Source organism: Candidatus Alistipes pullistercoris, from assembly GCF_027665465.1.
Classification (GTDB): Bacteria; Bacteroidota; Bacteroidia; order Bacteroidales; family Rikenellaceae; genus Alistipes_A; species Alistipes_A hominis.
Window position 1 is genome coordinate 219,898 of record NZ_JAQDED010000005.1, and the last position, 21,005, is coordinate 240,902.

Below are 21,005 nucleotides of genomic sequence, written 5' to 3' on the forward strand. Positions count from 1 at the left end.
GTTAACGCAGTTTAAAGTCTTGTCCCAGATAGACCTTGCGCACCATTTCGTCGTTGGCCAGGTCTTCGGCCGTGCCGGCTTTCAGGATGCGTCCCTCGAACAACAGGTAGGTGCGGTCGGTAATCGACAGGGTTTCGTGCACGTTGTGGTCGGTGATGATAACGCCGATGTTCTTGTTTTTCAGGGTTGCCACGATGCTCTGTATGTCTTCGACGGCGATCGGGTCGACCCCGGCGAACGGTTCGTCGAGCAGGATGAACTTCGGGTTGATCGCCACCGCCCGGGCGATCTCGGTGCGTCGTCGTTCGCCGCCCGAAAGTTGGATGCCAAGGCTTTTGCGCACTTTGGTCAGCCGGAACTCTTCGATCAGGTTTTCGAGTCGTTCTTTCTGATACTCTTTCGTGAAATTGGTCATCTGCAGGACGGCCCGGATGTTGTCCTCGACCGACAGTCGGCGGAATACCGAAGCTTCCTGAGCCAGGTAGCCGACCCCCTTCTGGGCGCGTTTGTAGACCGGCTCGTTGGTCAGTTCCTGGTCTTCGAGGAAAATCGAACCCTCGTTGGGCTTGATCAGTCCGACGATCATGTAGAACGTCGTGGTCTTGCCGGCGCCGTTCGGGCCGAGCAGTCCGACGATCTCCCCCTGGTTGACTTCGATCGACACATGGTCGACCACCGTGCGGGTTTTATAGCGTTTTACCAGGTCTTTCGTGTATAGTCTCATAGGGTTGGATACGCAGTGTGCGAAAAATTTTCTACAAAGTTAGTTAAATTCGGAAATTATTCTTATCTTTCCTTTATTAAATAGGTTTGTTGTCAAATAATATTGGATGTAGATGTCTGATAAAGAGGTTTCTAAGCTATATCATTGCTTAAAGGAGTATTTCGGATTCGATAATTTCAAAGGAAATCAGGAGGCGGTGATCCGCAACGTGCTGGATGGGAACGATACGTTCGTGCTGATGCCTACCGGAGGCGGCAAATCGCTGTGTTATCAACTTCCCGCGCTGATGATGGACGGCGTGGCTATCGTCATTTCGCCGTTGATCGCGTTGATGAAAAATCAGGTCGATGCGATGCGCACGTTCAGCATGGTGGACGGCGTCGCCCATTTTCTGAATTCGTCGCTGAACAAGGCGGCCGTCACGAAGGTCAAAGAGGACGTGCTGGCCGGGAAAACCAAATTGCTGTATTTCGCTCCCGAATCGCTTACCAAAGAGGATAACGTCAATTTCCTGCGGAAAATCAAAATATCGTTCTATGCGATCGACGAGGCGCACTGTATTTCGGAATGGGGACACGATTTCCGCCCGGAGTACCGCCGCATTCGTCCGATCATCAACGAGATCGGGCAGGCGCCGCTGATCGCGCTGACCGCGACGGCTACGCCGAAAGTACAGATGGACATTCAGAAGAACCTCGGTATGCTCGACGCTTCGGTATTCAAGTCGTCGTTCAACCGGCCGAATCTTTTCTACGAGATCCGTTCGAAGGCGAATGCCACGAAGGATATTATCCGTTATATCAAAAACCACGAGGGACAGTCCGGGATCATTTACTGCCTGAGCCGCAAGAAGGTCGAGGAACTGGCCGAACTGCTGGCCGCCAACAACATCAAGGTCGCTCCGTACCATGCCGGGATGGATGCCGCGACGCGGGCCGGCAACCAAGACAAGTTCTTGCACGAACAGGTCGACGTAATCGTGGCGACCATCGCGTTCGGGATGGGGATCGACAAGCCCGACGTGCGTTATGTGATCCATTACGACATTCCGAAAAGTCTCGAAGGGTATTATCAGGAGACCGGCCGCGCCGGCCGCGACGGCGGGGGCGGGCAGTGCATCGCCTTTTACAGTTACAAGGATATCCAGAAGCTCGAAAAATTCATGCAGGGCAAACCGTTGGCCGAGCAAGAGATCGGCAAGCTGCTGTTGCAGGAGACGGTCTCCTATGCCGAGAGTTCGGTGTGTCGCCGCAAGACGTTGCTGCACTATTTCGGCGAGGAGTTTCCCGAGGAGAACTGCGGTTGCTGCGACAACTGCGTCAATCCGAAGCCGCGTTTCGAGGGACGCGACCACCTGCGGTTGCTGCTGCGCGTGTTGCAGGCCATCGGCGATAAGTTCAAGGCCGACTACCTGGTCAACATGTTGGTCGGTCGCAACAACGCCCTGATCAAGTCTTATAATCACCATAAGAGCGAGTGGTTCGGCATCGGCGACGATCACAACGACCGTTTCTGGGGAGCCGTAGTGCGCCAGGCGTTGATCCTCGGGCTGGTCGACCGCAACATCGAGAATTACGGCCTGCTGTCGATCAACGAGGCGGGCGAGGAGTATATCGAGAATCCCTATTCGGTGATGATGACCGCCGACCACGAGTACGATGATACGGACGACGACGAGTCGGTTTCGCCGCCGGCCGGCAAAGGCGGGGTAGCCGACGAGGAACTTTTCGCGATGCTGAAGGACCTGCGCAAGAAGGTGGCCCGGCAGATGGAGTTGCCGCCGTTCGTGGTATTCCAGGATCCGTCGCTCGAAGACATGTCGATTCAGTACCCGGTTACGCTTGAGGAGATGCAGAACATCACGGGCGTCGGCGTCGGCAAGGCAAAGAAGTTCGGCAAGCCGTTCGTCGAACTGATTAAGAAATACGTCGATGAAAAAGACATCGTCCGTCCGCAGGACATGGTGGTCAAGAGCGTGGTCAACAAGAGCGGCAACAAGGTGTTCATCATTCAGAGCATCGACCGTCAGATGGATTTTGAAGACATTGCCAAAGCGCGCGACATGGATTTCGAAGAGCTGCTCGGCGAGATCGAAGCCATCATCCATTCCGGGACGAAACTCAATATAGGCTATTACGTGAATGAGGTGATCGACGAGGAGAAGGCCGAAGAGATCTATCTCTATTTCAAGGAGGACGCCGAGAGCGATTCGCTCGAAGAGGCGGTCAAGGAGCTCGGCCCCGATTTCACCGAAGAGGAGATCCGGCTGGTAAGGGCCAGGTTCATGAGCGAAATGGGGAACTGATCAACGGTAATACGGCGGAATGATGCCGGACTCGTCCGATACGGGTCCGGCATAACGTTAATTGCCGGGGACTTTCCCTGCATAATGGAGGAAAGGACGAAGCGTTGTGATTAGAAATTGTTTAAATAATCTGATTATGAATAAATTGGGTGTAATGAAGTTGCGAAAAAGGATTTGGAACGGATCGTTGTGTTTGGCCGCAGCGGTTTTTACGCTGTGCGCGTGCAGCAAAGATGAGTCGGATCCGCCGCTTGCGGCCGGAGACGTGGCTGTGGACGTGGTGCTGACGCCCCGCGGCTTCGAAGATCAGATTTACACCTCTTATCTTTACATGATTCCGTTCGTAACGGACTACCAGGGCGTGAATGTGGAAGGGTTGCTGACGAAAGATATTTTCAAGCTGTCGCTGGTGAGTCCGCGTAGCGGGGCGACGATCGAACTGAAGATGCACGAAAGCGAGCTCAACGAAGAGGTCGTCGGGCAATATACGCTGCCCCGCAGCGGGGATACGTTGTGGATGCAGCCCCGCATGGTCTGGAAGTACGATGCGTTGCGCCGGTTCGACCGGACGCGCAACCTGGCGCTGCGCTGGACGATCTCGGCCGACGGCAGGGAGATTTGTACCGTCGATCGCACCTTTTCGTGCCGTTCGGTCAGTCAGTGTGTGAACGCCTTGATCGTATATCCGTACGAACGGCCGCAGGGGCTGGTCGTCAACGAGGACGATGCAGTCGAAATTCCCGAGATGTTCGCCGGTTACGTCGAAGAGGAAAATCCGGAGATCGACCGGATTATGGAGCAGGCGCTTCAGGAGGTCGCTTTGCCGTCGGGATTCAACGGTTACCAGTCGGGCGATGAAAATTACCTGTTTCAGCAGATGTGCGCGATCTGGTACGTTTTGCAGCAAACTGGGGTCAGTTACAGCAATGCGACCCAAATTCCCGGTCAGGCGGAGGATGTCAGGGTGCAAAATGTTCGTTTTTTTAGTCAGGCTTTGGCCAGCGCGCAGGCGAACTGCGTGGAGGGAACCTGCATGCTGGCTTCGATCTACCAACGGTTCGATCTGTTTCCGTACTTGATTCTGAAACCGAATCACATGTTTTTGGGCATCGGCGATGCGAACGGGGATCTGACTTATTTTCTCGAAACGACCATGATCGGTAACGTCCGGCTGGACGCTCTGACGACGGCGGAGGAGAAATGGGAGGCGAGCAAGGCCAATTTTAAAAACGCAATGGCGGTGGCGAAGGAGGAATTCGACGAGGTGAAGTCCCGTGTGGATGCCGGAGATCCGTATTATGCGGTGATCGACCTGAAAGAAGCCCGGAAAACGATCCCGTCGATCAATTACGGCAGCGTACGAACCGATTCGAAAGGCAAAGTGATGTTGGTGCGCTGATAACGTGACGGAGAGACCTATGTATGTAAAACCCAAAAAACACCTCGGTCAGCATTTCCTGACCGATTTGTCGGTCGCGAAACGGATTGCGGACAGCCTGCGGGCCGATCGTTGCTCCACGGTGCTCGAAGTGGGGTGCGGCACCGGCGTGCTGACGAAGTTCCTGCTCGAAAGGACGGATATTACGCTCTACGGCGCCGAAGTCGATCCCGAGAGCGTCGCTTACTTGCACGAGCATTATCCGCAGTTCGCGCCGCGGTTGATCGAAGGCGATTTTTTGCGAATGGATCTGGCGCAGCGGTTTCCCGACGGGGTAAACGTGATCGGTAATTTCCCGTACAATATTTCGTCGCAGATTTTTTTCAAAATTCTGGAATACCGCGACCGGGTGCCCGAAGCGGTCGGGATGGTGCAGCGCGAGGTGGCCGTGCGGATAGCCGAAAAGCCCGGTACGAAAGACTACGGGATTCTGAGCGTTTTTTTGCAGGCTTTTTACGATATCGAGTACCTGTTTACGGTCGGCGAGGGGGTGTTCAACCCGCCTCCGAAAGTCAAGAGCGCCGTGATCCGGCTGACGCGCAACGGGGTAGAGAGACTCGGTTGCGACGAGGTGCTGTTCGCCCGGGTGGTCAAGGCCGTTTTCAACCAGCGCCGCAAGACGATCCGCAATTCGCTGCGCGCCGCGTTCGGCGACCTGGGAGGAGACGAACATGCGTTTTTCCCGCTGCGTCCCGAGGTGTTGAATGTCGCTCAATTCGTCGAACTAACCGATTGGGTAGCCGGACGGCTGCCCCGAAATAACCGAACTTAATTTTAATTCATGAAAAGGATCATTTTACTTGGATTGCTGTTGGCCGGAAATATCGGCCTTCGGGCGGCCGGCACGGAGGGGCTGCGTTGCGAATACCTCGATAATCCGCTGGGGATCGACGTGACGTCGCCGCGGCTGAGTTGGAAAGTCGTTTCCGGCAAGCGCGGGGACTGCCAGACCGCTTACCGCATTCTGGTGGCCTCTTCTGCGGAACTGCTGAAAAAGGATCGGGGGGATCTTTGGGACAGCGGCCGGGTGCCTTCCGACCGGTCGATTCAGGTCGAGTATGCCGGCAAGCCGCTGGAATCCCGTATGCGCTGTTACTGGAAGGTGCAGGTGTGGGATGCCGCGGGGAAGGCGGGGCCGTGGAGCGAGCCCGCGATGTGGAGCATGGGGCTGCTGACCGAACGGGATTGGGGCGGCGCCCGTTGGATTGCCTACCGCGACGATGCGCAGTGGCGCGAGCAGTGGCAGGCTCACAAGGATCGGGAGAACAGTCACCGCGAACCGACGTGGCCGTGGTTCGTCGGAACCGGCCGGACGATTTGGGAACTGTACGATATGGCTTCTCCGCATTACGATCCGTCGCCGCTGTTTCGCAAAGAATTCGCGCTCGGGAAGAAAGTGAAGGCAGCTACGCTGTACGTGACCGGGGTGGGGTATTACGAAGCCTTTCTGAACGGAAAAAAAATCGGCGATCACGTCCTCGATCCTGCCTGGACGAATTTTCATAAACGGACGTTTTACGTAACCTACGATGTGACCGCCGATGTCCGGCGCGGGGACAACGCGCTGGGGATCATGGTCGGACGCGGACAGTACAACCCGTTGTGCAACGATATCTGGCGATTGGGCAGCTCCCTGTGGGTCGGACAGCCGAAGGCGATCGCGTTGCTCAGCGTCGAATACGCCGACGGGACGACTGCTGATATAGTGACCGACGGCAGTTGGACGACCGCCGGCGGTCCGATTCTTTACGACGATACCCGGCACGGGGAGTTGTACGACGCCCGCGAAGAGAAAGCCGGGTGGAACCGGCCGGGATTCGTCGCGGACGGCTGGAGGCCCGCGGCCGTGGTCGACGGCAGCGGGCCGCTGTATGCCCAGATGATGCCGCCGGTACGTTGTTTCGCTCCGATCGCCCCGGTCAAAACCTTCGATAAAGGGAACGGACGTACGGCTTACGATATCGGCCGGAACATCGCCGGGTGGGCGCGGGTGCGCGTCAGCGGTCCGGCCGGAGCGCGGGTGCTCGTGGAGTACTGCGAACTGCCATCCGATCCGGAACTCGTGCCGGATATCCATCCGTCGAAAATGAAATTCAAAATCGGCGATCCCGATTACGCGTCGTTTTACGACAAGTCGATCAATATCCGGCAGCAGAACGGTTACATTCTTAAAGGCGGCGGGCCGGAGACGTTCGAATGTCGTTTTTCGTACAAAGGCTTCCAGTATATCCGCGTGACTGCGGACGAAGGGGTTACCGTCGAGCGGGTCGAAGGCGTTCCGGTGCATACCGACGTGGCCGACGCCGGATCGTTCGTTTGTTCGAACGAGACCGTGAACCGCTTGCAGCAGATGTCGCGCGCGACGCTGCTGAACAACATCCACAGCATCCCGACCGACTGTCCGCACCGCGAGAAGCAGGGCTGGACGGCCGATACCTATATGACCGACCAGACGGCGATCTACAATTTCGATATGGCGGCTTTCTATGCGAAATGGGCGACCGATCTGGCCGGTACGGCCGACCGGAACGGCGGACTGTGCACCGTGGCGCCGTCGACCGGGTACGACCAGAGCATTTCGACCGTGTGGCCGGCCGCCATCGTGTTCGTGCCGTGGGATCTGCTGTGCTATTACGGCGACCGCCGCGTGGTGGAGCGGCATTACGAAACGATGAAGCGTTTCGCCGAAAGCAGCCTGCTGCGTCAGGCGGACGGCAAGCCGGAGATCATCCGCGAGGTGCTCGGCGATTGGGTGTCGCCGCACATGACGCTGTCCGATACGCTGCAATCTTATGAGATGGCGCCGCCCGAAGGGCTGACTCTTTACGGGACGGCTTCGCACTACCGCGTCGTGAAATACCTCGCCGGGATCGCGCGTTACCTGGATCGCCCGCAGGAAGCCGAGCGGATGGACGCCTGGGCCGCGCGGATCGCCGAGAGTTTCAACCGCGAGTTTTTCGATCCGGCTACGAAGACCTATCACGGGGATAAGCCGACTCCGTACCGCCAGGCGGCGAACGTCGTTCCGCTCGAATACGGGATCGTTCCTCAGAGCGACCGGGACGCGGTACAGCGGAACCTGATTTCCGATCTGCAGAAGTACGACGGCCGCATCGGAACCGGCTTCGTCGGTACGATGGCCCTGATGGATCTGTTGCCGCAAGTCGATCCGGAATTGGCTTACCGGCTGGCGACCCAGCCCGCCTATCCGGGGTGGGGCTTTATGGTGGCCAACGGAGCCAATACGATGTGGGAAACGTGGGACGGCTCGGCTTCGCGCAACCATCCGCCGTTCTGCCTGATCAGCGGTTATTTCTACAAGTACCTGGCCGGGATCCGTTGCGTTTCGGAATATCCCGGATTCAAACGTTTCGTGATCGACCCGTCGGTGGTCGGCGATCTGACTTTCGTCGAGGCGTGGCACGATTCGATGTACGGTCGGATCGAAAGCGGCTGGAAGCGCGACGGCGAGCGGTTGACGCTCGACGTGACGGTGCCGGTCAATACGTCGGCGGTCGTTCACGTGCCGGCTGCGTCGGCGGAAGGGATCACCGAATCGGGCCGTCCGGCGGCGGAGGCCCCGGGCGTTCGGTTCTTGCGGATGGAGAACGGCAAGGCGTTGTACGAAGTGGTTTCGGGCACTTATCGTTTTCAAAGTTCTATTTAAATAAAAAGTGTGTCGGATCGTGCGTATTTGCCGGTTCGACACATTTTTTTGTCAAATAAAGCTATCTTTGTGTAACGAATTGAAAAAAATATAGTTTTATGAAAGGTATTGTGTTGGCGGGGGGCAGCGGTACCCGGCTCTACCCGATTACCAAGGGGGTGTCCAAACAGTTGCTTCCGATCTATGACAAGCCGATGATCTACTATCCCATATCGGTGCTGATGCTGGCCGGTATCCGGGATATCCTGATTATTTCGACGCCCGAAGACCTGCCGATGTTCCGGCGGCTGCTCGGCGACGGTTCGGATTACGGCGTGCGTTTCGCGTATGCCGAACAACCTTCTCCGGACGGATTGGCACAGGCGTTCCTAATTGGCGAGGAGTTTATCGGCGGGGACGACGTTTGTCTCGTGCTGGGCGATAACATATTTTACGGACAGAGTTTTACGAAGATGCTCGGCGAGGCGGTCGCACAGGCCGGAGAGCAGGGGAATGCGACCGTATTCGGTTATTATGTCAACGATCCGGAGCGGTACGGCGTTGCCGAGTTCGACGCCGCGGGCAACGTGCTTTCGATCGAGGAAAAGCCTGTGCAGCCGAAATCCAATTATGCGGTAGTCGGACTCTATTTTTATCCGAACCGGGTGGTCGAGGTCGCCCGGACGATCAAACCGTCGGCGCGCGGAGAACTGGAGATTACGACGGTCAACCAGCGGTTCCTACAAGAAAAAGCGCTGAAGGTGCAGTTGCTGGGTCGAGGATTCGCCTGGCTGGATACCGGGACGCACGATTCGCTCAGCGAAGCGTCGAATTTCATCGAAGTGATCGAGAAACGACAGGGGTTGAAAGTAGCCTGTCTCGAAGAGATCGCTTTTAACAAGGGATGGATCACGCGGGAAAAGCTCCGGGAATTGGCAAAGCCGATGTTGAAAAACGGATACGGCCGATATCTGTCCGGGCTGTTGTAGTCCGGTTTGTCGAAGACGGTATGAATTTAAATATGAAAGAACGGATATGCATGTTATAGAAACCGATTTACAGGGCGTCGTGATTCTCGAACCGCAAATCTTCGGGGATCACCGGGGCTATTTTTTCGAAAGTTTTTCGCAGCGGGAGTTTGCCGAAAAGGTGTGCGAGACGGTGTTCGTGCAGGACAACGAATCGAAATCGAGCTATGGAGTATTACGCGGACTGCATTATCAACTGCCGCCCCACGCACAGAGCAAGCTGGTGCGGGTGATCCGCGGAACGGTGATCGACGTGGCCGTCGATATCCGCAGGGAATCGCCTACGTTCGGTCGGCATGTGGCGGTGGAACTGACCGGCGAAAACCATCGCCAACTTTTTATTCCGAGGGGATTCGCGCACGGATTCGTCGTATTGAGCGACGAAGCGCTGTTCCAGTATAAGTGCGATAATTTCTACGCGCCGCAATGCGAGGGAGCGATCGCTTACGACGATCCGGCTTTGGGAATCGACTGGCGGCTGCCGGCGTCGGATATTGTCGTTTCAGAGAAAGACCGGCATCATCCGCTGCTGCGCGATGCCGTATTGTTTAATGGCGTATTGTATTAAGCTATGAATATATTGGTTACCGGCGGAAATGGACAGCTGGGTTGTTCGCTGCGGAAAGTTGCCGGAATGTACCCGCAGCACCGGTTCGTATTTACCGATGTCCCGGAGGCGGATATCACGGATCGGGCGTGTATCGCAGCTCTGGCGGAGAAACATGCGATCGACCTGATCGTCAACTGTGCGGCCTATACGGCGGTGGACAGGGCCGAAAGCGATGCCGAAACGGCGGCGAAAATCAACGTGCAGGGCTCGGAAGTGCTGGCCGGCGTCGCCCGGGAGCGCGGGATCGGTCTGATCCATATTTCGACCGATTACGTGTTCGACGGGGAGAGTTGTCATCCGCTGAAGGAAGACCGTCCGACCGCGCCGCAGGGCGTTTACGGCCGCACGAAACTGGCCGGAGAGCAGGCGATCGAAGCGAGCAGGTGCAATGCCTGCGTGATTCGTACCGCATGGCTTTACTCGGAGTACGGGAATAATTTCGTTAAGACGATGCTGAGGCTGGGCCGCGAACGCGATGAGCTGAACGTGGTGTACGACCAGGTCGGAACGCCGACTTATGCGACCGATCTGGCGCATGCGATCCTGCGGCTTGCCGAACGCGGCGTATCCGGTTTCGAAGTGTACCATTTCAGCGACGAGGGGGCGATCTCGTGGTACGATTTTGCGAAAGCGGTATTTGCGCTGGCGGGGATCGATATCCGCGTCGGAGCGATCGAGACGGCGGCTTATCCGACTCCGGCCCGTCGTCCGGCTTACAGCGTGCTTGCAAAAGATAAAATCAGGGAGGCCGGCGTCCGTGTTCCCTACTGGCTGGATTCGCTGCGGGAATGCATGGCGATCCTGTCCGTCCCGACCGAAAAATAAAGACAAAAAGCGATGAAAAAGAACATTCTGATTACCGGAGGAGCCGGGTTTATCGGCTCGCATGTCGTCCGGCTGTTTGTAAATAAATATCCCGATTACCGAATCGTCAACCTCGACAAACTAACCTATGCGGGCAATCTGGAAAACCTGCGGGATGTCGAAAATGCGCCGAATTATACGTTCGTAAAAGAAGATATTTGCCGCTATGAAAAGATGCAAGAGATCTTCCGGACGTATTCGATCGACGGGGTGATCCATCTGGCGGCCGAGAGCCATGTGGACCGCAGTATCAAGGATCCGTTCACCTTTGCGAAAACCAACGTGCTGGGGACGCTTTCGCTGCTTCAGGCCGCGCGTGAGTATTGGGACGGCGATTATGACGGCCGGCGTTTTTACCACGTTTCGACCGACGAAGTTTACGGCGCGCTGGGATTCGACGGGACGCTGTTCACCGAAACGACCAAGTACGACCCGCACAGTCCCTATTCGGCTTCGAAGGCGGGCAGCGATCATTTCGTGCGGGCGTTTCACGATACTTACGGACTGCCTACCGTGATTACCAACTGTTCGAACAACTATGGGCCTTATCAGTTTCCCGAGAAACTGATCCCGCTGTTTATCAATAATATTCGTCATGACAAGCCGCTGCCCGTCTACGGCAGGGGCGAGAACGTGCGGGACTGGCTCTATGTGGAAGATCACGCGCGGGCGATCGACGCGGTTTACCATCGGGGCCGAATCGCCGAAACCTACAACATCGGCGGTTTCAACGAATGGAAAAACATTGACTTGATCCGGGTGGTCATCCGGACGGTCGATCGTTTGCTGGGGCGTCCGGAGGGAGCGGGCGAAAAGCTGATCGCTTACGTGACCGATCGGGCGGGGCACGATCTGCGCTATGCCATTGATTCGACGAAGCTGAAAAACGAACTGGGGTGGGAACCGAGCCTGCAGTTCGAGGAAGGTATCGAAAAAACCGTGCGCTGGTACTTGGACAATCAGGCGTGGCTCGACAGCGTGACCAGCGGCGAGTACGAAAAGTATTACGAGAAGATGTACGGGCGGCGGTAAGCCTGGGCGATGTATTTTGTCCGGGGCGGTTGAATTGAGTTGATAACCGATCGTTTAAACGTTCAGCATATGTTGGTGGATGATATTGCATTGACGCTGTATCCCGGGGTGGGATCCAGGACGGCGATCCATCTGATCGCCTGTTTCGGTTCGGCGGAACGGCTATTCGCCGCGACTGCCGATGAAATCGTCGAACGGGCCGAACTGAGACCCGACCTGGCGCAGCGAATCAGCCGCCGGGAGTATCACGAACGGGCTGCGAAAGAGGTCGATTCGATCCGTCGCAACGGGATCCGGGCTATCGATTCGTTGTCGCCCGACTACCCGCAGCGGCTTCGGGAGTGTTCTGACTATCCGCATGTGCTCTATGTCAGCGGGGATATCGATCTGAACCGGGGACGTTGGCTCACGGTTGTCGGCACGCGCGATTGCACGGCGTACGGGGCCGGCGTATGCGAACGGATTATCCGCGAAGTGGCCGGCCTGTGTCCCGATATCGTGGTGGTGAGCGGATTGGCTTTCGGGATCGACATTGCGGCGCACAGGGCTGCCATGCAGGCCGGACTCGCTACGGTCGGGGTCGTCGCGCATCCGCTGGATCGCATCTATCCGAGAGAACATACGCGGGATGCCCGCCGCATGGTGCACGAAGGCGGCGCCGTGGTGACCGAGTTTTGCAGCGGGTATAAGACCGAACGCTCTTCGTTCATTTGCCGGAACCGGATTATCGCCGGCCTGAGCGACGGGACGTTGGTCGTCGAATCGCACCGTCGCGGCGGCTCGCTGGTGACCGCGGGGATGGCCGACGGTTATCACCGGATCGTTATGGCCGTTCCGGGGCGCGTCTCCGACTCGTCGTCGGACGGAACGAACGGCCTGATCAAGAGCTTGAAAGCCCAGATGGTATGCTGCGGACAGGATGTGGTCGAGGCGCTGAACTGGCAGCCTGCCGATCCGGTTGAACCGGTGCGGAAACCGGCGAGGCAATCGCCGATCGATATACTTGCCGGTTCGCCGGAAGAAGCGGTATTGCAGTTGATCGGCACCGACGTTCCCGTATCGTCGGAGGAATTGAGCCTGCGCAGCGGGATTGCGCCGCAGGAATTGTCGCCGCTGCTGTTGGAACTCGAATTTTCAGGATTGATCCGCTCGTTGCGGGGTAGTTTTTACGTCAGATGTTGATCGATACGCATAGCCATATGTACGACGTCGCTTTCGACGATGACCGGGACGAAGCGATCGCGCGCGCGCAGGCCGCCGGAGTGGGGAAGATGCTATTGCCCGCCGTCGACCGCGAGTCCTACGATGCGATGTTCGCCCTGTCGAGGCGTTATCCGGCGTATTGCCGCCCGATGATGGGGCTGCACCCGACTTCTGTGAATGGCAATCCGGACTACCGGGCCGATCTCGACCGCGTGGCGGAGTACTTGCAGGCGCCTCCCGCGGGGATTCGTTTCTGCGGTGTCGGCGAGATCGGACTCGATTTCTACTGGAGCCGCGATTTCCGGGAACAGCAGATGCAGGCGTTGCGCTTCCAAATCGAACTGGCGCTAGCTTACGACCTGCCGGTCGCCATCCATACGCGGGATGCCTGGGACGAGATGTGCGGATTGCTGGAGGATTTCGGCGGACGGGGTTTGCGCGGGGTGATGCACAGTTTTTGCGGAACGGCCGAACATTACCGGCGGATTCGGGCGGTCGGGACGTTCTGTTTCGGGATCGGCGGTCCGGTCACGTATAAAAAATCGGCCGTGGCCGAAGTGCTGCCGGCCATGCGGCTCGACGAGCTGCTTCTCGAAACCGATTCTCCATACCTGCCTCCGGTGCCGTACCGCGGCAAACGGAACGAAAGCGGTTACCTGCCGCTGATCTGCGAACGGATCGCCGCGATTTACGGTATTTCGCCGGACGAAGTGGCGGAGACGACCGCCCGGAGCGTCCGGAAGATATTCGGCGACGCGTTCTTCTGACGTTTTCCACTCCCGGAGCGGGCCGGTAAACGTTACGACGGAATATCTTTTGCGATAAAATGCCGTCCGGTTTTAATAATTCAGGATTTTTTCGTACATTGCTGCGCTTTTTGAGCCGAACACTACTTCGACCCCGGCTCGGAAGTTTCAGTAAAAGTTTTTAGGAGAAGTGTCCGAGCGGTCGAAGGAGCACGCCTGGAAAGTGTGTATACCTCAAAAGGGTATCGCGGGTTCGAATCCCGCCTTCTCCGCTGAACTTCCGGACAAATCCGGATAGAATTCAGACAAAAGCCTATAAATCTAAGATTTATAGGCTTTTTTGTTGCCACTGAATCGACATTCCAAGACATCAAAAAGACAACGACTGACAAAAAATCGTTACCAAATCGTTACCTTTTTTTCAAGGGACAAAAAAGGTAACGATTTGTCCGAAAATGACTGTGTAAAGTCCACATTTTACGAAGTTTATTTATCTCCAAGTTTAGGGATATTCCCTATTCTTAATTGAATTAAACAACGTGAGATATGAAAAGCACATTTTCAATTCTGTTCTACCTGAAAAAAGGATCGGAAAGAAAAGACGGACGGGCCATGATCATGGCTCGCATCACCATCGATGGTAAAGTTGCCCAGTTCAGTACCAAGCAAAGTGTCTTGCCTGCAAACTGGAATGTGGAGGCCGGAAAAGTCAAAGGTAAAGATGCGGGTAAAATAAACGCACTGCTGGATGACGTCCGGTCTTCGTTGAATAAAATCTACCACGACCAACAGCGGGACAATTACTACGTCACCACTGAAACGGTGAAGAATGAGTTTTTGGGATACCGTATCAAGCAGGAAACGGTATTGGCCCTATTCAAAGAGCATAATGAAAACAGCAAGAAACAGATAGGAATCTCAATAACGAGACCGACTTACTTGAAATACGAGGTCACCCGGCGACATCTGACAAATTTCATTCTCAGTGAATACAAACTCTCGGACATGCCCCTGCGAGATATAAATCATAAGTTTATTGCCGGTTTTGAGTCGTTTTTGCGGACGGAATGTAAATGTTGCCACAACACAACCGTAAAGTTTCTCCAGTTTTTCAGGCGCATAATCATCATAGCCCGGGAAAACGGAAAATTGCAAACGAATCCTTTTGCAGAATATAAAGTACGCTTAGAAGAAGTTGATAGGGGCTATTTGACAGAGTACGAAATCGCTCTGATCTTAAAGAAGCCAATGGTAACAAAAAGACTGGAACATGTACGGGATTTGTTTATATTCTCGTGCTTCAGCAACCTATAACATTAGAAGCAAGAAAGAGAAAAAGAGGGTAATTGATTGAACGATAGAAATGTATGTCTTTTAGTGTCGTATGGTGTCCAGTAGTGAAATTGCAGGAAAAAGCAGATTTAGGCAAACTTTCCACTTCTAAATCGTTACCCCCTACTATTCACGAAAAACGCAGCAGATTAACGACCTTGAACGTCCACTTATAGCACTGTTTGTCTGCGGTTTACATTGTTCAAATAACTCACAAAGAAAGTAATTTTACGAACTTAAAAATGTGAGCGTTATGAACAACGAACTTAAAGTCTCCTTTTACCTCAAACGAGAGGGAAACACGGAGAGAACAGAAACAAATCCTGATACCGTTTTTCCGATTGTCGGAAAAATCATCATCGGTAACACCATCGCCCAATTCGGCTCAAAACTGAAAATCGAAGAACGGCTTTGGAGTGTAAAATCAGGTCGGGCAATCGGCAAAAGTCGTGTTGCCGTTGAACTCAACAGAGAGATTAATAAAATTAATCTCTCCATACATGCGCATTGCAGGGATATTTTAGAGCGAACTGGAACAGTTACCGCCCAAGAAGTTAAGACCGCCTTTCAAGGCATAGCATCGGCACAGACAACACTACTCGTCCTCTTTAGTGAAATGATGCAGTATTTTCAGACCCGTATCGGAATAGACAGAGCAGAAAGCACCTACCATAAATATATCACTATCCGCAAACAAGTAAAACGCTTTCTGAAAGTCAAGTACAATGTTCAGGATATTCCCCTAAACCAGTTAGACCTACCCTTTATCGAAGCGTTTGATTACCATTTAAGAGTGGAGCGTAAAATGACGGATGAATCCGTATCATCTACTATGTTGGTGCTGTTCAAGGTTGTGCGTATTGCTCTGAACCGAAAACTAATTGTGCATCCACCGTTCTTTGGTTTCAAACTGAAAAAGCCCGATTTCAAAATACGCTCGATAACGAAAGATGAGTTCAAAAGGCTTATATCCACTCCATTAGAATCTAAAAGCCTTTGTTTTATCCGTGATATGTTTGTGTTTGCAGCATTTACAGGGCTTCCGTATGTGGATTTAAAACAACTTACTTGGAAAGAGATAATTACCGAAGAGGATGGCAGTTTGTGGATTTCCACCGATAGACAGAAAACAGGAATACCGTTTCATGTCAAATTGTTGGATATTCCAATGCAGATTATAGAGAAATACAGAGGATTGGGAGAGGGAGATAACGTATTCCACCTATTAGGGCAGGGACGTATAAATTATGCGCTGAAAATCATTGCCAAACATTGTAATATTACCACCAAACTCACATTCCACGTCGGACGGCACGTTTTCGCTTCGGAACTGTGTCTGTCTCAAGGTGTTCCTATTGAAAGTGTTAGCCGAATGATGGGACACAAAAACATAAACACCACTCAACGGTACGCCCGTGTCAATAATGAGAAGATTGGCAACGATATGAAACAATTATCTCTTCGTATCTCCGATAAATTCACCTATAACGAACAGTAAGCCATGAAAACAAACAGAAGTACATTTGCTATATTTTTCTATCCGAACACAAGTAAGACCAAAAAATCAGGGGCTTGCCCGATTGTTGGGCGTATCACGGTGGACGGCAAGAATACGACTTTTAGTACAGGATTGGAAATAACACCCGATGGCTGGGATGGTGAAACAGGGGCAGCAAAAGGTAAATCCCAAGAATCCATATCCGTAAACAAGCAGATAGAGCGATTTCGCAATGAAATCTCCACTTACTACAAGGATATGGTAACTAATAACGGCTATGTAACTGCCGAAGCCCTTAAAAATGCGTTGCGTGGTATTGGGGTACATCGCAATACCTTGATGCAAGAATTTGCGGAACTGTTAGAGGAGAAACGGAAAAGTATTGGTGTACGTATAACTGAAAGCACCTTTCCAGTATATACCAATGCCTACCGCCACATGAAAGAGTTTCTACAAGAAAAGCACAACCTTACCGATATTCCATTCGGCAAAATTGACACTCCATTTGTGGAAGCCTATTTTCATTATCTGAAAATTGATTTAAAAATGACGGCACGAACAGTTAAAACAAACATGAACCCGTTTCGTCAAGCAATTGTGAGAGCTTGTAATAAAGGAATTCTACGGCAAAATCCGTTCTTTGACTTTGTTCCCGAACGGGTGATACCAAAACGCCCGTGGCTCTCCAATGATGAGATACAACGGATTATGCACGCTAAATTAAAACTTGCCACATGGCGTTTTACCCGTGATATGTTTATTTTCTCGACGTTTACAGGCATAGCGATTATTGACCTGCGAAATCTACAACATTCCAATATTCAAGAGATGGAAGACGGTAGCCAGTGGATTATTCTCGACAGGCAAAAGACTGGAACAACTTCTTATATTCCTCTGTTGGATATTCCTAAAATGATTCTTGCAAGATACAGGGATTCGGAGTTCTCGGGCATAGACGGGAAAGTTTTCAAATTACAACACCATGTTTGTATGAATTGGCAATTAAAACGTATTGCCAAAGCTGCTGGTATTGATAGACGGCTGACATTCCACATGAGCCGTTTCTCGTTCGCAACTACCGTATGCCTAACACAAGGCGTTCCAATAGAGAGCCTTAGACAAATGATGGGACACCTTTCTATTAAGACTACTCAGATTTATGCAGAGGTTACTCGTACTAAAATTAATGAGGATATGACAAATTTGGCAGAACGGATTCAAGACAAATACGAGTTTTCGGATGTTGTTCCGACAAAGAAGCGTGTTCAAAAGACCATATTCAAAACGGTATAATAACATCAAAAAATAGTCGGCAAGATGTTCCCTGCCGACTATTTTTATTGGTTTAGCTATTTTAGTTCTTTCAAAATCTCTGATTCCTTATACAGAATCTTCCCTTTCAGCCTAATAAACGGTATTTTCCCCGTGTCCCTCCAATTTTGGAGGGTACGGGGTGAAATACGCAAAAGTTGGCAGACCTCTCGGTTGGTGAGGTACTTTTCACCGTTAAGTTGCGGAGTGCGGTTTTTCAGGGCTTGTTGAATGGTATTTAAAAGTTCGTCTAAAGCCGTAAAGAATGAGCTTACTTGCGGAGATTTGTTGTCGAGTATATCCATGATTCATTGATTGTTAGTTTCTCATATAATCGCCCAATGTGGCAATGGTTAGCATATCCAACCTTTGGCAATAGGTAATCGAAGCTCGCTTGCCATTGAGGTACACAAAACAGCCCTGTCCGTCCTCCTGAATCTCATACGTTGCAGGACTTGCCTGTTTTGTGATTTCGTTCATGTGGATGATGCTTAACTGGTGGCACTCACCGTTCCTGTGTATCATCACCGTTGGATTTAGGTTAATACTCTCCCAATTCCCGACCAATATATCCAAATCAAAAAGTTCTCTTTCCATAGTCTATTTCTTGATTTGTTGCTGATTGATAAACTGTTCGATGTCAATAGCTTTATAATAACACTTGCGCCCGATTTGAGAAAAGGGTAAAACTCCCGTATCTCGGTAGGTTTGCAGGGTACGGGAAGAGATTTTAAGCAGTTCGCAAACTTGCTTGTTGTCTAACCAGTTTTCGTTACTTTGGTTCTTTCCGCAAAGTGCGTTTACTTGCTTGGCAAAATCCTCAAACCTCTGCATCATCTGTTCAAAGGTTCGTTTTTCGATGGCTACAATTTCCATATTGATGTTGTTTTAGATTGTTATAAACTCCTTTCATTGCAATGATTTGCAGCAAAGAAAGAGATAAAAACAACCGCTTTGGGAAATTGTGTATGCAGTGGACTGAACTGGCTGCTATTGGCTACACCGTCACCTTCCAACCACATATTTTTTCCTTTTTTTCTCTGATAAACATTACATATATGGAAAGAATGAATAAGGCAACACTTTTGGGAAATTTACTCTTTTGAGGAACGAAAAAGGAAGAAATTTATCAAAACCCGTAGGGCTTGGTGTTGCCGTTTTATTCTTGGAATATACCTTTGTGTTCAGAGAAAGAAAGGATTAATTAAGATTATTCCATTGAAAAATAAGATATTAGATTACTTGTGGCTATTGCATAATTCTCGCTATCTATGGAGTAAAAGCCTAACTTCTTGGCTAATGCACTACTTTTGTCGTTGGCGCATTCAATGCCGATATAATTAAAACCATATTTCTTGGCTACACCAGTCAAAAATTGGACAAAGTGCGTACCGTGTCCTACCCGTTCTTTGCTAAAACCCAATCGGGCAATAATCAGACAATCAGGTGGAAATCTACTTTCTATCCTCCTGATACGCAAATACAAATCTACTCGGCTATTCCTACGGGTGGCGATGATGTTATCCGCTGTCAGCCGTACAAGCGATTTGCGATACTTAAACCGCTCCATCAGGTAGCGGTCTATATCGGCTCTTAGTTCCTCATATTCAATCATCGTCTTATCCCTTTCTTCTTTTTCTTGCGTTTCTGTGCCTGTAAATTCTCTGCTTGTGTAGCATCGTAATTGTTGCCATCTCCCAATGAAAAAATAGATAACAAAGAATCGCCGCCACTATTATTCTGTTGATTGTAAGCGTGTTTATTATCCTGTTTGCTATCAAGATTGCAAGAAATATTGTTTTCTTTTTCACTGGATTGGAATATCTCTTTTTTATTTTCGCCAGTAACGTTTTGTTCCTGAAATTCAAGCTGTTCAGAGATAGAGCCGTTTTTCATGGTATTGGCATACTCAAAGGATTCAGATAGTTGGCGGTCGTAGCCGAACAACTTATCAAAGCCCTGTTCTGCCTGTTGGAAGAGGTTTACACGGTCAAAACCACCCGTTACCGTTCCTTTCTTGGTATTTTTGTGGTTGGTTAGCGGTGATAGTTTTTTCTTATTCGATTGGTCTTTACGGCTCACAATCAAATGACAGTGCATATTTAGTTCGTTATCAGAACGGCTACGGTCGAAATGGATTTTGCCGTAAAATTTTATATCTGCTTCGGATAGCCCTTTGTTGAAGTTCTTGGCATATTCGGGAATAAATACCTCACGAATATACCGCTTCATTGCTTCGGCTTTCTCCTGCTCAGTATTCCCCATTGCCCGAAGTTCGCTTTCCGATGGGCTGACATGGATAGCGAAAAACTTAGCATCTGTTTTCAAGAGTTGCCCGATATTGCTATCTATATCCTTAATAACCTTTGATTTGTAGATATTATCATCCGTCAGATTGAAAAAGCCATCAGTATAGATTCCTTTCTCCATCCGTTCCAAATCTTCGTGCTCGCAATAATTTGCTAATTGACGGCTACTCCCTGCATTGTTGTATGTTCCTTTTGATGGTGGGGCAAAATCTATGTGCATGGCTCTATGTGTTTATCAGGTTGGTTATCTCGGCTTTTAGGCTCTCTTTCCGTTTGCTATCCATCACGCCACAAGCGGATAACTCCGAATAGAGTTGTATCAGTTGGAGCAACTTCTTATAGTCTCGTTGGTGTATCTGATACAGGGCAGTGAGTTGTTTCCCCTGCTGATTGATTACATCGGCGTGCTTGCCGAACTGCTCGCTGACTTTTTGCAAGACGGCTGTTTGCTTCTCCCTACTGGATTCCAATTGAGAAAGAATAAGCGTTTCCAATGTCTTACCAATGGTATCAAACCGAACCGCAATAGAATGGGCGGTTCGTATCATCGGATTTAGTTGCTCTTCCTCGTAGTGGCGGATGAAACGGATTATATCGTCCTGCCGTTTGTTTATCTTCGCCAGTTCCGATTTTACGGATTCAGGGGCTTCGGATGGATTGATGTGTGCTTTATCAATATAGACAAATGCCAACTTTACAACTTCGCTCTTTTTCAGCGAATAGCGTTGGCATATCTTCTCTACCAAAGTTGCCGTCTCCTTGTCTACGGAAATGGTAGTAAATATCGTTTTTCGACTGCTATTTGGCATGGTAATTACTTTTTTATAGAAATATGAATAGATAAATACCTGATAATAAGCATTTCAAAGAAAAGAATTATTACAGGTGTCATTACAGCGTGTTTTTGTAACACGCTAAAGCCGAAGGCTTTGCCCCGCAGGGCAAGAGGGAAGAACAGG

At 51.5% G+C, this 21,005-nt stretch carries 19 protein-coding genes, 1 tRNA gene and 1 pseudogene; 14 read left to right on the forward strand and 7 right to left on the reverse strand.

What is annotated here, in order from left to right; genetic code table 11:
- Position 1: 1 nt before the first annotated feature.
- A complete protein-coding gene (gene lptB, locus PGR91_RS09170; RefSeq protein ID WP_055204857.1) occupies positions 2-724 on the reverse strand; it encodes an LPS export ABC transporter ATP-binding protein in 723 nt (240 codons plus the stop codon).
- A gap of 112 nt (positions 725-836) precedes the next feature.
- On the opposite strand from lptB, the gene recQ reads away from it, so the two are divergent.
- The 14 genes and pseudogenes from recQ to PGR91_RS09240 all read left to right on the forward strand — a co-directional run bounded on the left by recQ (position 837) and on the right by PGR91_RS09240 (position 17,719).
- Complete coding sequence (gene recQ, locus PGR91_RS09175) at positions 837-3,029, forward strand: DNA helicase RecQ (RefSeq protein ID WP_055204859.1); 2,193 nt, start codon at positions 837-839, stop codon at positions 3,027-3,029.
- A 136-nt stretch (positions 3,030-3,165) separates the two neighbouring features.
- A complete protein-coding gene (locus tag PGR91_RS09180) occupies positions 3,166-4,428 on the forward strand; it encodes a hypothetical protein (protein WP_101572616.1) in 1,263 nt (420 codons plus the stop codon).
- A gap of 19 nt (positions 4,429-4,447) precedes the next feature.
- Positions 4,448-5,239, forward strand: a complete 792-nt coding sequence (rsmA, locus tag PGR91_RS09185) for a 16S rRNA (adenine(1518)-N(6)/adenine(1519)-N(6))-dimethyltransferase RsmA (protein WP_118457774.1) — start codon at positions 4,448-4,450, stop codon at positions 5,237-5,239.
- A 9-nt stretch (positions 5,240-5,248) separates the two neighbouring features.
- Positions 5,249-8,134 carry a family 78 glycoside hydrolase catalytic domain gene (locus PGR91_RS09190; protein ID WP_118655885.1) on the forward strand — a complete coding sequence of 962 codons (2,886 nt, stop codon included), beginning with the start codon at positions 5,249-5,251 and terminating at the stop codon, positions 8,132-8,134.
- A gap of 98 nt (positions 8,135-8,232) precedes the next feature.
- The gene (rfbA, locus tag PGR91_RS09195) at positions 8,233-9,102 is read left to right on the forward strand and encodes a glucose-1-phosphate thymidylyltransferase RfbA (protein WP_055204867.1); all 870 of its coding nucleotides are present in this window, start codon (positions 8,233-8,235) and stop codon (positions 9,100-9,102) included.
- Positions 9,103-9,148: 46 nt separating this feature from the next.
- Positions 9,149-9,709, forward strand: coding sequence for a dTDP-4-dehydrorhamnose 3,5-epimerase (gene rfbC, locus PGR91_RS09200; RefSeq protein ID WP_055204869.1), 561 nt, complete (start codon positions 9,149-9,151; stop codon positions 9,707-9,709).
- A gap of 3 nt (positions 9,710-9,712) precedes the next feature.
- Positions 9,713-10,576: a dTDP-4-dehydrorhamnose reductase gene (gene rfbD, locus PGR91_RS09205; RefSeq protein ID WP_118655887.1), complete on the forward strand. Its 864-nt coding sequence runs from the start codon at positions 9,713-9,715 to the stop codon at positions 10,574-10,576.
- A gap of 12 nt (positions 10,577-10,588) precedes the next feature.
- Positions 10,589-11,647 (forward strand): dTDP-glucose 4,6-dehydratase, encoded by a 1,059-nt coding sequence (gene rfbB, locus PGR91_RS09210; protein WP_101572623.1) that lies wholly within the window; start codon positions 10,589-10,591, stop codon positions 11,645-11,647.
- A gap of 69 nt (positions 11,648-11,716) precedes the next feature.
- Complete coding sequence (gene dprA, locus PGR91_RS09215) at positions 11,717-12,829, forward strand: DNA-processing protein DprA (protein ID WP_118655889.1); 1,113 nt, start codon at positions 11,717-11,719, stop codon at positions 12,827-12,829.
- Complete coding sequence (locus PGR91_RS09220; RefSeq protein WP_055204877.1) at positions 12,823-13,617, forward strand: TatD family hydrolase; 795 nt, start codon at positions 12,823-12,825, stop codon at positions 13,615-13,617. Before dprA ends, PGR91_RS09220 begins: the two co-directional genes overlap by 7 nt.
- A 163-nt stretch (positions 13,618-13,780) precedes the next feature.
- A tRNA-Ser gene (locus PGR91_RS09225) sits at positions 13,781-13,868 on the forward strand.
- A 274-nt stretch (positions 13,869-14,142) separates the two neighbouring features.
- Positions 14,143-14,907, forward strand: a pseudogene (locus PGR91_RS09230) (phage integrase SAM-like domain and Arm DNA-binding domain-containing protein); the annotation flags it as partial.
- Between the two features lie 274 nt (positions 14,908-15,181).
- Positions 15,182-16,426, forward strand: a complete 1,245-nt coding sequence (locus PGR91_RS09235) for a site-specific integrase (RefSeq protein WP_118655893.1) — start codon at positions 15,182-15,184, stop codon at positions 16,424-16,426.
- A gap of 3 nt (positions 16,427-16,429) precedes the next feature.
- Positions 16,430-17,719, forward strand: a complete 1,290-nt coding sequence (locus PGR91_RS09240; protein WP_118655895.1) for a site-specific integrase — start codon at positions 16,430-16,432, stop codon at positions 17,717-17,719.
- 56 nt (positions 17,720-17,775) lie between these two features.
- Here the strand turns inward: PGR91_RS09240 and PGR91_RS09245 are convergent, their stop codons facing one another.
- From PGR91_RS09245 to PGR91_RS09270, 6 genes are all read right to left on the reverse strand, one after another.
- Positions 17,776-18,042: a helix-turn-helix domain-containing protein gene (locus tag PGR91_RS09245; protein WP_118655897.1), complete on the reverse strand. Its 267-nt coding sequence runs from the start codon at positions 18,040-18,042 to the stop codon at positions 17,776-17,778.
- A 13-nt stretch (positions 18,043-18,055) separates the two neighbouring features.
- Positions 18,056-18,334: a DUF3876 domain-containing protein gene (locus PGR91_RS09250; protein ID WP_118655899.1), complete on the reverse strand. Its 279-nt coding sequence runs from the start codon at positions 18,332-18,334 to the stop codon at positions 18,056-18,058.
- A 3-nt stretch (positions 18,335-18,337) separates the two neighbouring features.
- Complete coding sequence (locus tag PGR91_RS09255; RefSeq protein WP_182424211.1) at positions 18,338-18,613, reverse strand: helix-turn-helix domain-containing protein; 276 nt, start codon at positions 18,611-18,613, stop codon at positions 18,338-18,340.
- Positions 18,614-18,947: 334 nt separating this feature from the next.
- A complete protein-coding gene (locus PGR91_RS09260; protein WP_118655901.1) occupies positions 18,948-19,352 on the reverse strand; it encodes a GNAT family N-acetyltransferase in 405 nt (134 codons plus the stop codon).
- The gene (locus tag PGR91_RS09265) at positions 19,349-20,266 is read right to left on the reverse strand and encodes a DUF5712 family protein (protein ID WP_118655903.1); all 918 of its coding nucleotides are present in this window, start codon (positions 20,264-20,266) and stop codon (positions 19,349-19,351) included. Before PGR91_RS09265 ends, PGR91_RS09260 begins: the two co-directional genes overlap by 4 nt.
- A gap of 4 nt (positions 20,267-20,270) precedes the next feature.
- Entirely contained in the window at positions 20,271-20,855 is a 585-nt protein-coding gene (locus PGR91_RS09270) for a BfmA/BtgA family mobilization protein (protein WP_118655905.1), read from the reverse strand.
- Positions 20,856-21,005: the final 150 nt, after the last annotated feature.

Bases quoted from the DNA above. Each gene is read 5' to 3' on its own strand.
- lptB (WP_055204857.1), bottom strand. From the start codon at position 724: ATGAGACTATACACGAAAGACCTGGTAAAACGCTATAAAACCCGCACG.
- recQ (WP_055204859.1), top strand. From the start codon at position 837: ATGTCTGATAAAGAGGTTTCTAAGCTATATCATTGCTTAAAGGAGTAT.
- PGR91_RS09180 (WP_101572616.1), top strand. From the start codon at position 3,166: ATGAATAAATTGGGTGTAATGAAGTTGCGAAAAAGGATTTGGAACGGA.
- rsmA (WP_118457774.1), top strand. From the start codon at position 4,448: ATGTATGTAAAACCCAAAAAACACCTCGGTCAGCATTTCCTGACCGAT.
- PGR91_RS09190 (WP_118655885.1), top strand. From the start codon at position 5,249: ATGAAAAGGATCATTTTACTTGGATTGCTGTTGGCCGGAAATATCGGC.
- rfbA (WP_055204867.1), top strand. From the start codon at position 8,233: ATGAAAGGTATTGTGTTGGCGGGGGGCAGCGGTACCCGGCTCTACCCG.
- rfbC (WP_055204869.1), top strand. From the start codon at position 9,149: ATGCATGTTATAGAAACCGATTTACAGGGCGTCGTGATTCTCGAACCG.
- rfbD (WP_118655887.1), top strand. From the start codon at position 9,713: ATGAATATATTGGTTACCGGCGGAAATGGACAGCTGGGTTGTTCGCTG.
- rfbB (WP_101572623.1), top strand. From the start codon at position 10,589: ATGAAAAAGAACATTCTGATTACCGGAGGAGCCGGGTTTATCGGCTCG.
- dprA (WP_118655889.1), top strand. From the start codon at position 11,717: ATGTTGGTGGATGATATTGCATTGACGCTGTATCCCGGGGTGGGATCC.
- PGR91_RS09220 (WP_055204877.1), top strand. From the start codon at position 12,823: ATGTTGATCGATACGCATAGCCATATGTACGACGTCGCTTTCGACGAT.
- PGR91_RS09235 (WP_118655893.1), top strand. From the start codon at position 15,182: ATGAACAACGAACTTAAAGTCTCCTTTTACCTCAAACGAGAGGGAAAC.
- PGR91_RS09240 (WP_118655895.1), top strand. From the start codon at position 16,430: ATGAAAACAAACAGAAGTACATTTGCTATATTTTTCTATCCGAACACA.
- PGR91_RS09245 (WP_118655897.1), bottom strand. From the start codon at position 18,042: ATGGATATACTCGACAACAAATCTCCGCAAGTAAGCTCATTCTTTACG.
- PGR91_RS09250 (WP_118655899.1), bottom strand. From the start codon at position 18,334: ATGGAAAGAGAACTTTTTGATTTGGATATATTGGTCGGGAATTGGGAG.
- PGR91_RS09255 (WP_182424211.1), bottom strand. From the start codon at position 18,613: ATGGAAATTGTAGCCATCGAAAAACGAACCTTTGAACAGATGATGCAG.
- PGR91_RS09260 (WP_118655901.1), bottom strand. From the start codon at position 19,352: ATGATTGAATATGAGGAACTAAGAGCCGATATAGACCGCTACCTGATG.
- PGR91_RS09265 (WP_118655903.1), bottom strand. From the start codon at position 20,266: ATGCACATAGATTTTGCCCCACCATCAAAAGGAACATACAACAATGCA.
- PGR91_RS09270 (WP_118655905.1), bottom strand. From the start codon at position 20,855: ATGCCAAATAGCAGTCGAAAAACGATATTTACTACCATTTCCGTAGAC.